The sequence below is a fragment of the Cobetia sp. 3AK genome, assembly GCF_029846335.1.
Classification (GTDB): domain Bacteria; phylum Pseudomonadota; class Gammaproteobacteria; order Pseudomonadales; family Halomonadaceae; genus Cobetia; species Cobetia marina.
In genome coordinates this window covers 85,906-100,584 of the sequence record NZ_JARWKR010000008.1, presented here as the reverse complement: position 1 = coordinate 100,584, position 14,679 = coordinate 85,906, and the positions used below count along the sequence as shown (strand labels likewise).

At 61.4% G+C, this 14,679-nt stretch carries 16 protein-coding genes; 9 read left to right on the top strand and 7 right to left on the bottom strand.

The features are described from left to right. Nucleotides 1–42: 42 nt before the first annotated feature. Nucleotides 43–1,509, bottom strand: a complete 1,467-nt coding sequence (locus QD228_RS12740) for an aldehyde dehydrogenase family protein (RefSeq protein WP_279875758.1) — start codon at nucleotides 1,507–1,509, stop codon at nucleotides 43–45. Between the two features lie 136 nt (nucleotides 1,510–1,645). On the opposite strand from QD228_RS12740, the gene QD228_RS12735 reads away from it, so the two are divergent. Continuing rightward, nucleotides 1,646–1,858 (top strand): DUF3820 family protein, encoded by a 213-nt coding sequence (locus QD228_RS12735; RefSeq protein ID WP_052384432.1) that lies wholly within the window; start codon nucleotides 1,646–1,648, stop codon nucleotides 1,856–1,858. Nucleotides 1,859–1,875: 17 nt separating this feature from the next. Here the strand turns inward: QD228_RS12735 and QD228_RS12730 are convergent, their stop codons facing one another. Next, the gene (locus QD228_RS12730) at nucleotides 1,876–2,964 is read right to left on the bottom strand and encodes an NAD-dependent epimerase/dehydratase family protein (protein WP_279875757.1); all 1,089 of its coding nucleotides are present in this window, start codon (nucleotides 2,962–2,964) and stop codon (nucleotides 1,876–1,878) included. 58 nt (nucleotides 2,965–3,022) lie between these two features. After that, nucleotides 3,023–3,406, bottom strand: coding sequence for a hypothetical protein (locus QD228_RS12725; RefSeq protein ID WP_077376856.1), 384 nt, complete (start codon nucleotides 3,404–3,406; stop codon nucleotides 3,023–3,025). 216 nt (nucleotides 3,407–3,622) lie between these two features. Between QD228_RS12725 and QD228_RS12720 the strand changes: the two genes are divergently transcribed. From QD228_RS12720 to QD228_RS12695, 6 genes are all read left to right on the top strand, one after another. Next, complete coding sequence (locus tag QD228_RS12720) at nucleotides 3,623–4,027, top strand: helix-turn-helix transcriptional regulator (protein ID WP_176503692.1); 405 nt, start codon at nucleotides 3,623–3,625, stop codon at nucleotides 4,025–4,027. Then, nucleotides 4,020–4,451 (top strand): arsenate reductase (glutaredoxin), encoded by a 432-nt coding sequence (gene arsC, locus QD228_RS12715; protein WP_279855500.1) that lies wholly within the window; start codon nucleotides 4,020–4,022, stop codon nucleotides 4,449–4,451. The genes QD228_RS12720 and arsC overlap by 8 nt, the downstream gene beginning before the upstream one ends. A 51-nt stretch (nucleotides 4,452–4,502) precedes the next feature. Beyond that, nucleotides 4,503–5,237: an arsenical resistance protein ArsH gene (gene arsH, locus QD228_RS12710; protein WP_279875805.1), complete on the top strand. Its 735-nt coding sequence runs from the start codon at nucleotides 4,503–4,505 to the stop codon at nucleotides 5,235–5,237. Between the two features lie 61 nt (nucleotides 5,238–5,298). Then, a complete protein-coding gene (locus tag QD228_RS12705) occupies nucleotides 5,299–6,612 on the top strand; it encodes an arsenic transporter (protein WP_279875756.1) in 1,314 nt (437 codons plus the stop codon). 58 nt (nucleotides 6,613–6,670) lie between these two features. Continuing rightward, nucleotides 6,671–6,841 carry a hypothetical protein gene (locus QD228_RS12700; protein WP_176493208.1) on the top strand — a complete coding sequence of 57 codons (171 nt, stop codon included), beginning with the start codon at nucleotides 6,671–6,673 and terminating at the stop codon, nucleotides 6,839–6,841. 33 nt (nucleotides 6,842–6,874) lie between these two features. After that, nucleotides 6,875–7,744: a DUF1989 domain-containing protein gene (locus QD228_RS12695; RefSeq protein ID WP_279875755.1), complete on the top strand. Its 870-nt coding sequence runs from the start codon at nucleotides 6,875–6,877 to the stop codon at nucleotides 7,742–7,744. Between the two features lie 92 nt (nucleotides 7,745–7,836). Here the strand turns inward: QD228_RS12695 and QD228_RS12690 are convergent, their stop codons facing one another. The 3 genes from QD228_RS12690 to QD228_RS12680 all read right to left on the bottom strand — a co-directional run bounded on the left by QD228_RS12690 (nucleotide 7,837) and on the right by QD228_RS12680 (nucleotide 12,018). Beyond that, complete coding sequence (locus QD228_RS12690; protein WP_279875754.1) at nucleotides 7,837–8,487, bottom strand: HD domain-containing phosphohydrolase; 651 nt, start codon at nucleotides 8,485–8,487, stop codon at nucleotides 7,837–7,839. Between the two features lie 221 nt (nucleotides 8,488–8,708). After that, entirely contained in the window at nucleotides 8,709–9,611 is a 903-nt protein-coding gene (locus QD228_RS12685) for a LysR family transcriptional regulator (RefSeq protein WP_077376882.1), read from the bottom strand. 226 nt (nucleotides 9,612–9,837) lie between these two features. Further along, a complete protein-coding gene (locus tag QD228_RS12680; RefSeq protein ID WP_279875753.1) occupies nucleotides 9,838–12,018 on the bottom strand; it encodes a TonB-dependent siderophore receptor in 2,181 nt (726 codons plus the stop codon). A 385-nt stretch (nucleotides 12,019–12,403) separates the two neighbouring features. Here QD228_RS12680 and QD228_RS12675 point away from each other — a divergent pair, with 385 nt between their 5' ends. Beyond that, nucleotides 12,404–12,925, top strand: a complete 522-nt coding sequence (locus QD228_RS12675; protein WP_279855504.1) for a TetR/AcrR family transcriptional regulator — start codon at nucleotides 12,404–12,406, stop codon at nucleotides 12,923–12,925. A gap of 26 nt (nucleotides 12,926–12,951) precedes the next feature. Continuing rightward, nucleotides 12,952–13,494, top strand: coding sequence for a hypothetical protein (locus tag QD228_RS12670; RefSeq protein ID WP_279875752.1), 543 nt, complete (start codon nucleotides 12,952–12,954; stop codon nucleotides 13,492–13,494). 50 nt (nucleotides 13,495–13,544) lie between these two features. Here QD228_RS12670 and yghU read toward each other — a convergent pair whose 3' ends face one another. Then, complete coding sequence (gene yghU / locus QD228_RS12665) at nucleotides 13,545–14,408, bottom strand: glutathione-dependent disulfide-bond oxidoreductase (protein ID WP_077376888.1); 864 nt, start codon at nucleotides 14,406–14,408, stop codon at nucleotides 13,545–13,547. Nucleotides 14,409–14,679 lie beyond the last annotated feature (271 nt).

Genomic DNA, 14,679 nt, shown 5'->3' with positions numbered 1-14,679 from the left:
AGCGGGGCGTTGTTTGTCATGCGCAACTACAGATAAGAGGGATCAGAACGGATACTGACGTGGCTCGACCTGCAGACTGACCCATTGATCGGTGGTGAATTCCTCCAGCACCCAGTCGCCATTGAAGCGCCCAAGGCCTGAATTCTTCTCGCCGCCGAAGGGCGCGCGTGGATCATCATTCACCGGCATGTCATTGACGTGCACCATGCCCGCCTCGACCTGACGCGCGAAGCGCTCGCCGCGTGCGATATCCGCGGTGAAGACGGAGGCCGAGAGGCCATATTCGGTGCCATTGGCAAGTTCCAGCGCATGCGCTTCATCACGGGCTTTCTGGATGCCGACCACCGGGCCGAAGATCTCGTTCTGCGCCAGACTCATGTCATTGGTGACATCGGTGAACACATGCGGCGGCACCAGCTGACCCTGCGCCTCGCCCTCAAGCATCACCTTGGCGCCCTCGCCCTTGGCCGTCTCGAGCATCTCGAGCAGACCATCACGCTGCTTGGCATTGATGATCGGCCCGATGACGGTATCGACCTGAGCGGGGTTGCCGACCTTCAGCTCACGGGCACGCGCCACGAAGCGATCGACGAAGGCGTCATGGACCGACGCATCGACGATGATGCGGTTGATGGCCATGCAGATCTGCCCCTGATGCAGGAACTTGCCGACCAGCGCGGCGTCCACCGCCTGCTCGATGTTCGCATCGTCAAGCACCACGAAGGGGCTATTGCCGCCCAGCTCCAGGGCAACCTGCTTGAGATGATCACCACCGACGGCGCGCCTGCCGATACCCTTGCCCACCTGGGTGGAACCAGTGAAGGAGATCAGCCTCGGCACCTCGTGATCCACGAAGGCATCGCCGATCTCGCTGCCGGCACCGACCACCACGCTCAGGACACCGGCAGGCAGCCCCGCCTCCTCGAAGAGCCTGGCCAGCAGCAGGCCGCCGGTCAGCGGGGTATCACTGGCCGGCTTGATGACGACGCTGTTGCCGAGAGCCAGTGCCGGCGCCAGGGAACGCTGGGTCAGATGCAGCGGGAAATTCCACGGGCTGATGATGCCGATGACACCCAGCGGCTTGCGGAAGACACGGCTCTCCTTGCCCGGCACCTGAGCCTCCATCACCATCCCGGCCACGCGATTGGCCATCGCGGCGGATTCCAGCGTGATCGCACGGGCCGCCGCCAGCTCCGCCTGAGCCTTGAGGCGGGTACTGCCCGACTCACGAATCAACCAGCCGAGCAACTCTTCGCGTCGCTCGTCCATCAGCTCCACCACCTTGTGCATCACGCCAGCGCGCTCGCTTGCCGGTGTCAGAGCCCAGTCAGGCTGGACATCACGCGCCCTGCGATAGCTGGCATCGAGATCCTCGGCATTGGCCATGGGAATCGAGAGCAGCGAGCTTTGATCGAAGGGGTCCATCACCTCAAGCGTCCTGCCGGCTCGGCCGTTACGCCATTCTCCGGCGAGGGGTAGCTGCTCGAGATTCTGATAGTCGCGGGACATGAGTCACTCCGTGTCATGAGTATGATCAGAACATGGCGGTGCCGGAGCAAAACCCAACCGTTGCATCACAGCTGTGCCAGAATGGCACCTGCAACTGACCAGACCGTCCTTAGCCGAGTGGAATGAGAGTCACTGGATGAGCCCCGAAGACCTGCAGAAACTGACGACCCGCCAGATGCCCTATGGCAAGTACGCCGGACGCCTGATTGCCGACCTGCCCGGCGATTACCTGGGTTGGTTTGCGCGCAAGGGATTCCCGCAAGGCGAGATAGGTCGCTTGCTGGCGCTGATGCACGAGATAGATCACAACGGGTTGAATGCCCTGCTGGAGCCGCTGCGACGTCGCTGACGTGCAGAAGATGAGGTTCACGACAGGCGGCCGCTGGCCTCCAGTTGATCGAACATGTCGTGCAGCGTCGTCTCGAGGGGCCGGTAGATCAGGCCCAGCCGCTCGCGGCTGCGGGTATTGTCGAAGACAAAGGGATGGCCCACATTGCGTGCGACGACCTTGCGAGTCACCGCCTTGTTGGCCAACGGTCCCGCCAGCCACACCAGCCATTTGGGTAGCTGGCGAGTGGGAATCGCGTAGTGCGGGCCGGCGTGTTGACTCAACAGGCGCCCCAGCGCGATGAAGCTTGAGGAGTGCCCGGCGACCAGATGACGCCCGGTGGCCGTGGGCAAAAATCCCGCCGCCAGATGCGCCTCGGCGACATCCCGCACATCCACCACGCCCATGCCGTAATCCGGCGCGCCTATCCTGAGCGTGCCGTCACAGAGCTGCGTCATCAGGCTGAAGGATTCGCCGTGCGTGTCATCGCTGATCGCGGGGCCGAGCACCAGCGAGGGGTTGATCACCACCAGCCGCCAGCGCGACTGCTGCTCGGCAATCTGCCAGGCGGCCTGTTCCGCCAGCGTCTTGGAGTGGGAGTAGGCCTGGTGTGTCAGCGACGCCGTGGTGTTCCAGACACTCTCGTCGAAACAGCCACGCGGGGTGTCCAGCGCATCGGCATTGTCACTGTAGATGGCAGCACAACTGCTGGTCAGCACCACGCGTTCGACACTGCTCTGACGATTGGCCTCCTGGAGCACGTTACGCGTGCCCTCCACTGCTGGCCGCACCAGATCTCGCTCGGGATCCTCGACACTGACGACAAAAGGCGAGGCGGTATGAAAGACCACGCGACATCCCGCCATCGCCTCAGCGTAGGAGCCCTGTGTGAGCAGATCACTGGCAAAGAAACACAGCTCCCCCGGCAAGCGCTCGGCCAGCGCCTTGAGCGCCGCCAGACGTTCGCTATTGCCGGGATCGCGCACGGTGGCATGCACCGTCAGGCCCTCTCCCAGCAAGCGACGAATCAGCTGCCCCGCCACATAGCCCGTCGCTCCTGTCACCAGAACGGGGTGCGACCTGTCCAGATGAGCCAATGCGGCTAGCGTGTTGTCATTGAGCGGCATGAGAGGCCTCAGGGAAGGGAAAAACAGCGGGAATCGCTCTCTGCCTGGGTGCCCCCTCTCAAGCGGACAGCTTGACGAACCAGGTCCACAGGCCGCCGAGAATCAGCGACTCGGCAGCAAAGCGGAACAGATGGCGCATGTCGATGCCATCCAGCATCAGCCCCATCAGACGGGCCGTCATGATGCCGGCGATACCTGCCACCGCGAGCGTCACCAGCACCGGCAACACTCCCAGACCGATCGGCGGATACATCAGCAGGTACCCTACCGCGATGACCCAGCCCCAGCGAATCCGACGCGAGATCGCCGCACCCGTTTGTCTGGGCACGGTCAACGGCGTGTCATCCGGGCCCTTGAAGCGATTGACCAGCTCCGGCACTGCCGCAAGCAGCACACCCGCCGCCAGCACGAAGCCCCCCAGAATCTGCAATACCATCATCATCGTGCCATCTTCCCTTGTCCGGTAATCAATGGCGCACATGCTACCAAGACTGTGCGGGCTTTGCCTGACCGGAATACGCGCCCTCACAAATCCTCGAGAATGGCCAAGGGCTATCTGCACCCATTCTTTCCTCCGGGCATCTTCCCATATGCGGCACGCTGATCTATCATCGCACCATCGTCATTTCGACAAGTCTCGACATATGGACAAGATGATATGAATGATACTGACAGCCTGCCCGACCCGCAGGCCACGCTGGACACCTTCGCGGCGCTATCCCAGGCCACGCGTCTGGACACGTTTCGCCTTCTGGTACGCCATGAACCAGAGGGACTACCGGCCGGCGAGATCGCCCGTCGTCTCGAGGTGCCGCACAACACGCTCTCGACCCATCTTGGCGTGTTGAGTCGCGCGGGGCTGATCCACTCCCAGCGCGAGGGACGTTCGTTGATCTACCGCGCCAACCTCGAGCACATGCTCGCCACCGTGCAGTTTCTGGTACGCGACTGCTGCGCTGGCTCCTCGGTGGTCTGCGATCCGTTGCTGGCCTCGCTCACCCTGCCCAGCTGCGGTGACGCCCACACTCCCGGTACGTCGCAGGAGCCCGGAAACGATGACTGAATCCACTCGCTCTTCCCACACGATCACGATCTACCACAACCCGGCCTGCGGCACGTCACGCAATGTGCTGGCCATGCTCAAGGCTTCCGGTGAGACACCGGAGGTCATCGAGTATCTGGTCACACCCCCGACACGTGAGACGCTGGAAGCATTGATCGACGCCATGGGCGGTGGACCGCGCCCGCTGCTGCGCCGCAAGGGTACGCCGTATGACGAGCTCAATCTGGATGACCCGTCCATGAGCGATGCCGAGCTGATCGACGCCATGATGGCCCACCCGATCCTGATCAATCGCCCCATCGTGGTGACGCCCGAAGCCACGCGCCTGTGCCGCCCGTCGGAGACGGTACTGGAGCTTCTGGACAACCCGGTCGCGCACTACACCAAGGAGGACGGCGACGTCGTCCACGCCCCAAGGACTTGACCCATGAACGCACACACTTCCACCCACTCTCACCTGCCGACAGGCGACACCATGACAGACGCGATGAAAGCGGCATTGGCCGACCTGCCCAATATCGACGCCGAACACTGGCGACCGCTGGAGATCGACCGCTTGGTCGGCCCGGATGCACCACGTCATGCGCCGCGCATTCTGGTGCTGTACGGCTCCCTGCGTGAGCGTTCCTTCTCGCGCTTCGCCGCCGAGGAAGCGGCGCGCCTGTTGACCGCATTCGGCGCGGAAGTCCGCCTTTACTCGCCGGCCGGCCTGCCGCTGCCGGATGACTGCGATGCCGATCACCCCAAGGTACAGGAGCTGCGCGAGCTGGCTCAGTGGTCCGAGGGCATGCTCTGGGCCAGCCCTGAACGTCATGGCGCGATGACCTCGATCATGAAGGCGCAGATCGACTGGATTCCGCTGTCACTGGGCGGCGTACGTCCTACCCAGGGCAAGACGCTGGCCATCCTTCAGGTCAGCGGCGGCAGCCAGAGCTTCAACAGCGTCAACCAGATGCGCATTCTGGGCCGCTGGATGCGCATGCTGACCATCCCCAACCAGTCATCCGTGCCCAAGGCCTTCAATGAATTCGATGAAAACGGCCGCATACGCATGTCACCGCTGTATCTGCGCATCGTCGATGTCTGCGAAGAGCTGATGAAGTTCACCTGGCTGAACCGTGAGCGCAGTGACTATCTGACCGAGCGCTATTCCGAGCGTGTCGAGAGTGCCGAAGAGGTCTCGAAACGCGTCAATCAGAGCACGATCTGACGCTGTCCGTGTTCGCACACGTCGTGCTTCTCTTGCTCTTCCCCCTCGACAAGGAGACGTCATGCTTGCCTTGGCAATCTTCGTCATCACGCTGGCACTGGTGATCTGGCAACCACGCGGTCTGGGCATCGGCACCAGTGCACTGGGCGGCGCCGTGGTCGCGCTGGCCTGCGGCGTGGTCAATCTCCCGGATGTGCTGGTGGTCTGGGATATCGTCTGGGACGCCACCTTCACCTTCGTGGCGCTGATCATCATCTCGCTGATTCTCGATGAAGCGGGCTTCTTCAGCTGGGCCGCACTGCATGTCGCGCGCTGGGGCGGCGGCAACGGGCGCAGGCTGTTCCCGCTTATCGTGCTGCTGGGCGCGGTGATCGCGGCCTTCTTCGCCAATGATGGCGCCGCCCTGCTGCTGACGCCGATCGTGATCGCGATTCTGGTGCGCCTGGAGTTCTCGGCGGCGACGTCATTGGCCTTCATCATTGCCACCGGGTTCGTGGCGGATTCCACCAGCTTGCCGCTGGTGATCTCGAATCTGGTCAACATCGTCAGCGCCAACTACTTTGACATCTCCTTCACGCATTACGCCGCCGTGATGGTGCCGGTCGACCTGATCGCGCTGGCCGCCACACTGATCGTGCTGTGGCTGATGTTCCGCAAGGAGCTGCCCTCGCACTACGCGCTGGAGAAGCTCGAGGCACCCTCGAACGCCATCAAGGACCCCCAGGTCTTCCGCGCGGCCTTCCCGCTGCTGGGGGTGCTGCTGGTGTCCTACTTCGTGACCGCGCCGCTGGGCATTCCGCTCGCCGTCGTCACCGGCAGCGCCGCGCTGATGCTGCTGGCCATCGCCGGGCGCTGGCTGGGCGGCGATGATGCCGTGATCGAACTCGGTCCGGTGCTGCGCGGCGCGCCGTGGCAGATCGTGCTGTTCTCGGTCGGCATGTACCTGGTGGTCTACGGGCTGGGCAATGCCGGCCTGACCGACCACGCCAGTGACATTCTCGCCTGGCTTGCCAGCCAAGGCAGTCTGGTCGCGACCCTCGGCACCGGTGTGCTGGCTGCCGTCACCGCCTCGGTGATGAACAACATGCCGGCCACGCTGATCGGCGCGCTGGCCATCGACCACCTCAATGCGCAGCAGGTCAGTGACGCGACACGCGAGCTGATGGTCTACGCCAACGTGATCGGCAATGATCTGGGCCCCAAGTTCACCCCGATCGGCAGTCTCGCCACACTGCTGTGGCTGCATGTGCTCGATCAGAAAGGCCATCACATCAGTTGGGGGCAGTACATCAAGGTCGGTCTGGTGCTGACCCCGCCGGTACTGATCGCCACCCTGCTCGGCCTGTGGGCCTGGCTTGGTGTGCTCAACGGCTGATCAGATCTGCTGTCGGCCAAGAGACACCCTTGGCCTGAGGGCAACATTGAACTCAGGAATGAAACAGAACTGGCGCAGGGAGCAATCCCTGCGCCAGTTCTGTTTCATTCTCCCGAAGGTTTCATTGTCGCCGAAAAATGTACTGAAGCGCCTGACGTGGCAATCTGACAGTGGACGTCGTCCTTGCTCGATTTCATTATCCGACAATGCCGCCATCGATCCTCAATGAGAGACCAGACCTGACAACCCCGGGAGTCCTGTCATGAGTGATGTACCTGCCGCCTATCAAGCCAGCAAGGGATCGATTCTGGACGTCGATCGCGACTTCTACGACAGCCTCACCGAAGGCAAGGCCGAGCGCACACTGGTCGCGACCCATACCGTGCCGCTGCGCGATGGTCTGGCGTGGGAAGTGCCGGCGGGCCACGTGCTGCGCATCAAGATCACCGAGGGCTCACAGGTCGGCGATTTCAACATGTGGAACCTGCACAACCCACGTGAACGCATGTGGGCGTCTCGCACCCGCCAGCTGCAGCGTGCGCATGTCAGCACCTATGATCGCCTGTGGTCCACACTGCCCTACCTGCGCCCGATGGCGACCATCATCGATGACACCCTCGCCGACTATGGTGTCGATGCAGAGGGCGGCCGCGTGTATGACCTGCTGGGCACGCGCTGCGACCCCTACGTCAATCGCCTGCTGACCGGCGAGGACTTCGATCACCACTGCCACTCCAATCTGGTGCGCGCGGTGGCGCCCTGGGGCCTGACCGAATTCGATATCCACGATGTGCTCAACATCTTCCAGTGCACCGGCCTCAACAACGAAGACAAGTACTTCATGAAGGCCTGCCCGGCTCGCAAGGGCGATTACCTGGAGTTCTTTGCCGAGACGGACCTGCTGTGCGCGATGTCCTGCTGCCCGGGTGGCGATCTGTCTGTGGACCTGTGGGGCCCTGATGCGCGTGATCCGCTGGAGACCTGCAACCCGCTGGGTGTCGAGATCTACCGGCTGGAAGGCGATGTTCTCGCAGGCTGGGAGTCGCCCAAGGTCGCGGCCTATGCCGGCAATCATGGCCGCCGCAATCCAACTACTGACTGGGCCGCCATCAAGCGTGAGCGCTGCTGTTGATGACGCATTGCTCGCTTGGCACTTAACTTCAAAGGCCCCTGTCGATGTTCATGACAGGGGCCTTTGAATGTCCCGGAGAGACATCATCACGCTCAATCACTTCGTGTCTGATCAAGCAACTGATGATGCACCGCGAGCAGTTCCTTCCAGAGGGGTGAGAGGCGACCGATCAACTGCGGATCGAACTGACGCCCGGCCTGGGCAACGAACAAGGCGATCAATCTGTCCAGCGGCCATCCCGCCTTGTAGGCCCGAGGAGACGCCAATGCATCAAAGACATCCATGAGCCCGACCACTCGGCAATACAAGGGCAGTGCCTTCGTCATGATCTGGCCAGGGTAGCCAGAGCCATCCCAGCATTCGTGATGCCCTACCGCAATCTCGATACTCAGCGTACGCAGCGGCTCCCCTAGCGTGTCGAGCAGCAGGCCACCTTCGCTCGCATGGCACTGCATCAGGCAGCGCTCCTCTGGTATCAGCGCTCGTGGCGCCTGCAGTAACTCGCGAGGGATGGAGAGCTTGCCGATATCATGCAGCAGCGCCGCATGGTGCAGTGCCTGCAAGGAAAGCCTGCGCGCCTGCGGGTCGAGCAGCCTGGCATAGAGCGAGACCGAAAGCCCTGCCACCCGCCAGGAATGCGCCAGGGTGTCAGCGTCATGTCGGTACAGCCGTTCCAACAGGTCAAGCGCCTCCGGCGCGAGCGTCGCTACACCGTAGGGCGGTTGATAAAGGTAATTCGGCAAGTGGCGCATTCAGACTGACAACGCACTGGCCAATGCAGCGATCAGGTTCATGAGCGACTCCCTGTCAGATTGATCCCACCTGGAAACTCCGTGACTTGCCGCCAGCACATCGCGCACGCAATGCGTGAATCCCCAGCGGTTTCCCACTGAAGGCCGACATTCACGGGAGCATCGTGCTCCTAATCAACTCAGTATGACTCACTTGGTAATGAAGCACACAATCAGGCATTGCGCTCATCAAACCAGGTGACCAGATGTTCGATCAGACGCATGGTACGCAGCGGACGATGGCGCTCACGATGGTAGATCAATGACAACGGCACATCCGCCGGCTGCCAATCCTGCAGGATTTCCTTGAGCTCTCCGCTTGCGATGGCGTCATCACAGTAGAGTCTGGGCACGCGAATGATGCCGTTGCCGGCCAGGGCACCGCTGACCAGCACATGCCCGTTGCGACACTGCAACTGGGCACTGATATCCACCTGTGTCTCGCTTTTCGGGTCATGTCGAGCGCGAAAGCTCCAGCGCGCGACCGAGCCCACCAGGCAGCGGTGAGCCTGCAGGCCACCGGGAGTTTGCGGTGAGCCATGCCGCGAAAGATAGTCAGGACTCGCCACGACCACATAGGACAGAGTCGCCAGCGGACGGGCAATGAAATCGGCATCCTCGAGTGCACCCATGCGCAGGGCGATATCGAAGTCATCGCGAATCAGGTTCACGCGATGACTGCTGAAATCCAGTTCGATCTCGACCTCCGGCCAGGCCTGCATGAAGGCGTGAACGGCTGGCCCCAGCAGACGCTCGCCGATTGGGCCACCGACACTGTTGAGCCGAATCCGACCGCGCATGGCGTTACGCTCTTCACGCACCAGCGTCACGATCTGCGCCATGTCGCCCAGCGCACTACGACATTGCGCGTGGAGAAGATGACCACTCTCGGTGAGCCGCAACGAGCGAGTGGAACGCTGCATCAGGGTAACGCCCAGCAGCTTCTCCAGCGCGGTGACCTGCTTGGACACCTGTGAACGCGATACGCCCAACGTCTCGGCGGCCCGGGTGAAACTGCCGTGATCCGCTGTCATGACAAAGGCACGGATATCGGCAAGGGGAAGCGAGTCGAGCATGTGAAGCTCTCCGGACAGTAGTGACATCGAATGAAGGAAGAGATCCTCGAGACGTCAGTCTATCAGCCAATCCGATTGAATCAGCGGCAGGGCCCGATACGTCAGGCCCCGATGTCGAGTCGTCGCAACGCATCAGGGGCGCATTGGAGCGCCCCTGGTCCATGACAGTTGCCTGTCGTCCCCTCTTCATAAAGAGCAATCAGCTCATAAAGAGCAATCAGCGGTGTTACCAGCCCACGCTGGCCGACAGGGTAATTTCCATCGGATCGCCCACCAGTACGCGCGTGTCACCGCCACTGCCGTAGTAATAGGCGGTATCGAACAGATTCTTCGCATTCAGCTTGAATTCGGTGTCCGGACCGAAGAAGTCATGACGCCAGCCGACGAAGGCATCCGCCACGGTGTAGGCATCCATCGAGAAGCTGTTGTCGTCGTCACCTTCACGCTCACCGACGTAGCGCACGCCACCGCCGACACGCCACTCGCCGTAGGATGGATCAATCGCCAGATCATGTGCCAGATAGAGGCTAGCCGCGTTGAGCGCCGCGTTCGGCAGACGATTGCCCTCGGTGCCTTCGGTATCCTCGAGTACTTCGGTATCGGTGTAGGCATAGCTGAACAGCAAGGAAGTACGATCCGTCAGGGCGCCTTCGAGGCTGAATTCCAGGCCTTGCGAGCCGGCTTCACCGATGGTGCGAGTCACCCCATTGTCAGTGACTGCGACGTTCTCCTTGCGGATCTGGTAGAGCGCCACAGACGTCGCCAGACGCGGATTCCACTGACGCTTGTAACCGATCTCATAGCCCTTGCCGAGCTCAGGGTCGAGGCTCTCGCCACTGTCGCTGTCGCTGCCGTTGGGCACAAAGGATTCGCTGTAGCTGAGGTACGCGGAGCTGGCATCGTCGATGCGATACAGCAGGTTCGCGGAGGGCAGGAACAGGTCATCGCTGTAATCGGGGTCAGACACGAAGTCCTCGCCCTGCCCGCTCTGCTGATCAAACCAGGTGTAGCGCCCGCCAAGGCCTAGAATCCACTTGTCACTCAGATACCAGCGGTCGCTGACATAGACCCCGATGGCCTGACTCTCGTCGAGACGATTGCTGCGCGAGGTGTTGATGTCGTCGGAGGTCACCTGAGCCAGCTGGCCGTGATTCACGTCGGTGACGGTGGAGACCGTGACGGAGTCGCCGAAATAGCGCTCATCCAGATAGTCGCGGGTGGTCTCGTAATCGGCACCGATGACCAGCTGGTGACGCTGCCCCGCGATCTCGACATCACCCATGGCGTCCAGCGCCGTGTAGTGCTCGCTGCGTTCATAGCCCTGGTTCTCTTCGGCGCGCACGGTCACATCACCGCTGTCGCTGACATTCGTGACGTTGGCGCGCGCATCGCTGTACTGACGACGCGTCCAGCCGTAGGTCAGCTTCATGTCCCAGTTGTCGGTGACTTCCTGCTTCCACCAGGCATTGACGGACTCGTCATGGCCATAGACGCGGTTCCAGGATTCATCGAAACGCGTGCCACGCGTGACGTTGGCGGCGCTGCCGTTGTAGAAGACGGTGCCACGATCGATATCCAGCTCGTAGTCCTGATACTCGTAGCTGATCTGGGCGCTGCTGTGTTCGCCCTCCCAACGCAAGGACGGGGCGATGGTGGTGCGGCGGTCATTGCCGTACTCGCGCCAGGAGTCCTCATCCTCATGCGACAGGATGAAGCGATAGGCCAGGCCGGTATCCTCGATGGGACCGGTAGTGTCCAGGGTGGTATTGCCACCGCCGAAGGAGCTGACTTCACCGCTGATCTCGGTGTGCGTCTCGTACTGCGGACGCTTGGTGACCATGTTGATCACGCCGCCGGGGTTCTGCTGGCCCTGGAAGAGCGATGACGGCCCCTTGAGGACTTCGACGCGGTCCACCGTCGCCGTGGTGTAGGTACGGCGCGGCTGACGGATGCCATCGATCAGCATCGAGCCATCGCTGTTGCTGCCGAAGCCTCGCTTGACGAAGCCATCCTCGGTGCCCCCCAGCGTATTGCCCAGCTGAATGCCAGCCACCGGCTGCAGCGACTCTTCCAGGTCATCGAGATTGAAGTCGTGCATGACCTGCCGGGTCACCACATTGATGGTGCGGGCCTGCTCGAGAAACTCCACCGACTGCTTGTTGGCAAGGCTTGAGGCCTCTGCACGGTAACTGCCCGGCGCCACTTCCGATTCCCGCTGGCCGGTGACCACCATCACCGAGCTTGCGACTGCCGAGGCGTCCTGTGCCGACTCACCTGCCGCCAGTGTGGTACTCGGCAATGCCATGAGGCTGAAGACCAGACAGGAAAATGGCCCCTTGCTCTTGCTGACGGTGCTCTTGCTGACGGTATTCTTGTTGACGACGTGGTTGCGAGAATGACTTGGCACCTGGAACCCTTCTATGTGATGTGCCAGCGTCCTGCTGAATCAACATCTCGCCCTGTATTCGACAGAGCATGGCCATGACTGACGCCCCCTGCGCCAGCAAATTGAGCGCGAATGATAATCTTTACCATAAAGTGTCGCAACGTTATCTCGAGAATCCAGCCAGCAGGTGGCCGAAATCATCGCCATTGGTCGTGATGAAAGCAGTCGCTTGCGCTCTGGGGACAGGATGTCGTTCCTCATTGAGGACCGCTCGTGGGTCGCCGAGCCATCAAAGGGGGTGACGAGCGGGACAATGCTGCAGGACATTGACACAGGGAGAATGAACGCTCTACCCTGCAGAGGTAGAACAAACGCTCTCCCTGAAATCTTCGACGATGGTCCTTCCATGATTCAGCACGACATCGCCGCTCGCCTGGAAGCCCTCTTCAGCCAGCGTGGCTTCGCAGAACCCAGTGTGTCAGAGCTCAAGGCTGCCTCTGGCGTGAGCCTACGCACCCTCTACCGACATTTTCCTTCCAAGGAAAGCATGGTGATCGGGGCCTTGCAGCATCGCCATGAGCGCTACCTCGCCTTTCTTGAGGACGAGGTGCCCAGCGATGGCGCCGCTGCGCTCAGTCATCTTTACCAACGACTGGGACATTGGATGAAGCACGAAGCCCCCAATGGCTGCATGTCGATCAATGCGTTGGCGGCCTTCCCTGACAATCGTGACGTCAGTGATGCCGTCACCCGTCACAAGCGGGAAACCCTCCATTGGCTTGGCACGCGCAGTCGCCGGGAAGATCTCGCCAACGAACTGTTCCTGATTCATGAAGGGGCATCCTCGGCCTGGCTGGTACTGGGCGACACAGCGATCGAAGCGGCACTTTCCACCACCCTCACCCTCCTGGGAAAACCTCGCAAATGAGCGCTGAATCCACACGCCATGACACCATGCACGGTATCTATCTGACCGGCCACGGCGGCCCGGAGGTGCTGGAAGTGCGCGACGACATCCCCCGTCCGGTTCCCGGCCCGCGCGACGTACTGGTGCGCGTCGGGGCTGCTGGCGTCAACAACACCGACATCAACACACGCCTGGCGTGGTACTCCAAGGGCGATGGCGGCTTCGCCGAATACACCAAGGTGGCAGCACGCCATGCACACCCCATCAAGAGCGCACTGAGCGATGTGGAACTGGCCTCATTCCCATGTTCCTACTCCACCGCCGAGAACCTGCTGACACGCACGCAGCTTGCCAAGGGGGAACGCGTGTTGATCACCGGCGCCTCAGGGGGGGGGCGGCTCTGCAGCCGTTCAGCTCGCCAAGGCACGTGGTGCTCATGTGATCGCCATCACCAGCGCTGCCCAGGCCGTTTTCCAGCAGAAAGGTCATGTGGGCAAGGTCGTGCTCAAGGTTTGCCAGGACTGAGTCAGTTTCCTCAGGGACTGATGGCCAGAATGCAAAAGGGCTACCCGATGGGTAGCCCTTTTTGATTGCAAGACAGCGGCAACTTCACAAGACATTAGACATTGGGTCTTGAGGGTCAGTCGGCGCGCTTGTCTTCGGTATTGGTGTCGAAGTCACTCGCCGAATGGCGTTCGATCAGCTGCTCATGCGGCTCCCCCCAGAAACGATTGACCATGCGACCACGCTTGACCGCAGGACGCTCGGCAATCGACTTGGCCCAGCGCTGCACATGGGGATAGTCCTGCACGGAAAGGAACTCGGCAGCGTCATAGAGCTTGCCCTCGGCAAGCGCGCCATACCAGGCATAGATGGCGATGTCCGCGATGCTGTATTCATCACCCGCGATGTAGGCATTGTCAGCCAACTGACGATCCAGCACGTCCAATTGACGCTTGGTCTCCATCGCGAAACGGTTGATCGGATACTCCATCTTCTCCGGGGCGTAGGCATAGAAGTGGCCAAAGCCTCCACCCAGATACGGCGCAGAGCCCATCTGCCAGAACAGCCAGTTCATGACCTCTACCCGCTTGGCCGGCTCCTTGGGGATGAGCGCGCCGAACTTGTCCGCAAGATGCAGCAGGATGGAACCGGACTCGAAGACACGCACAGGCGTGTCGCCACTTCTATCCATCAGCGCGGGAATCTTCGAATTGGGATTGATCGCGACGAAGTCACTGCCGAACTGATCGCCATCACCGATGCGGATCGGCCAGGCATCATATTCCGCACCGGAATGTCCGAGCGCCAGCAGCTCCTCGAACATGATGGTGGCCTTCACACCGTTCGGTGTCGCCATGGAGTAGAGTTGGAAGGGATGCTCCCCGACCGGCAGCTCCTGGTCATGCGTCGGTCCGGCAATAGGCCGATTGGTGCTGGCAAACTTGCCGCCACTTTCACTTTCCCATGTCCAGACCTTGGGTGGCTGATAGCTGTCGCTCATACCCTTGACTCCTTGGCATCCTGTTGAAGCTTCAAGACTTCGATGGCGTCAGAAACGTCGCTGTTGTGGCGCTCTAACTCGGTAGCCCAGTTATGACGGTCAGACGCTTGTGACACAAGGGGATGAAACGACGAAAGTTTGTTGCTAACATGCCACCAGTTTTTGGGGAGTAGCCCGCTCTCGTTACCCAACGAGAGTCTCGGTTGTCAACATGGTCGGCAGGCATTGCCGTGGCACCGAGGACCCACCTATCCAGATCATGCCCATGATC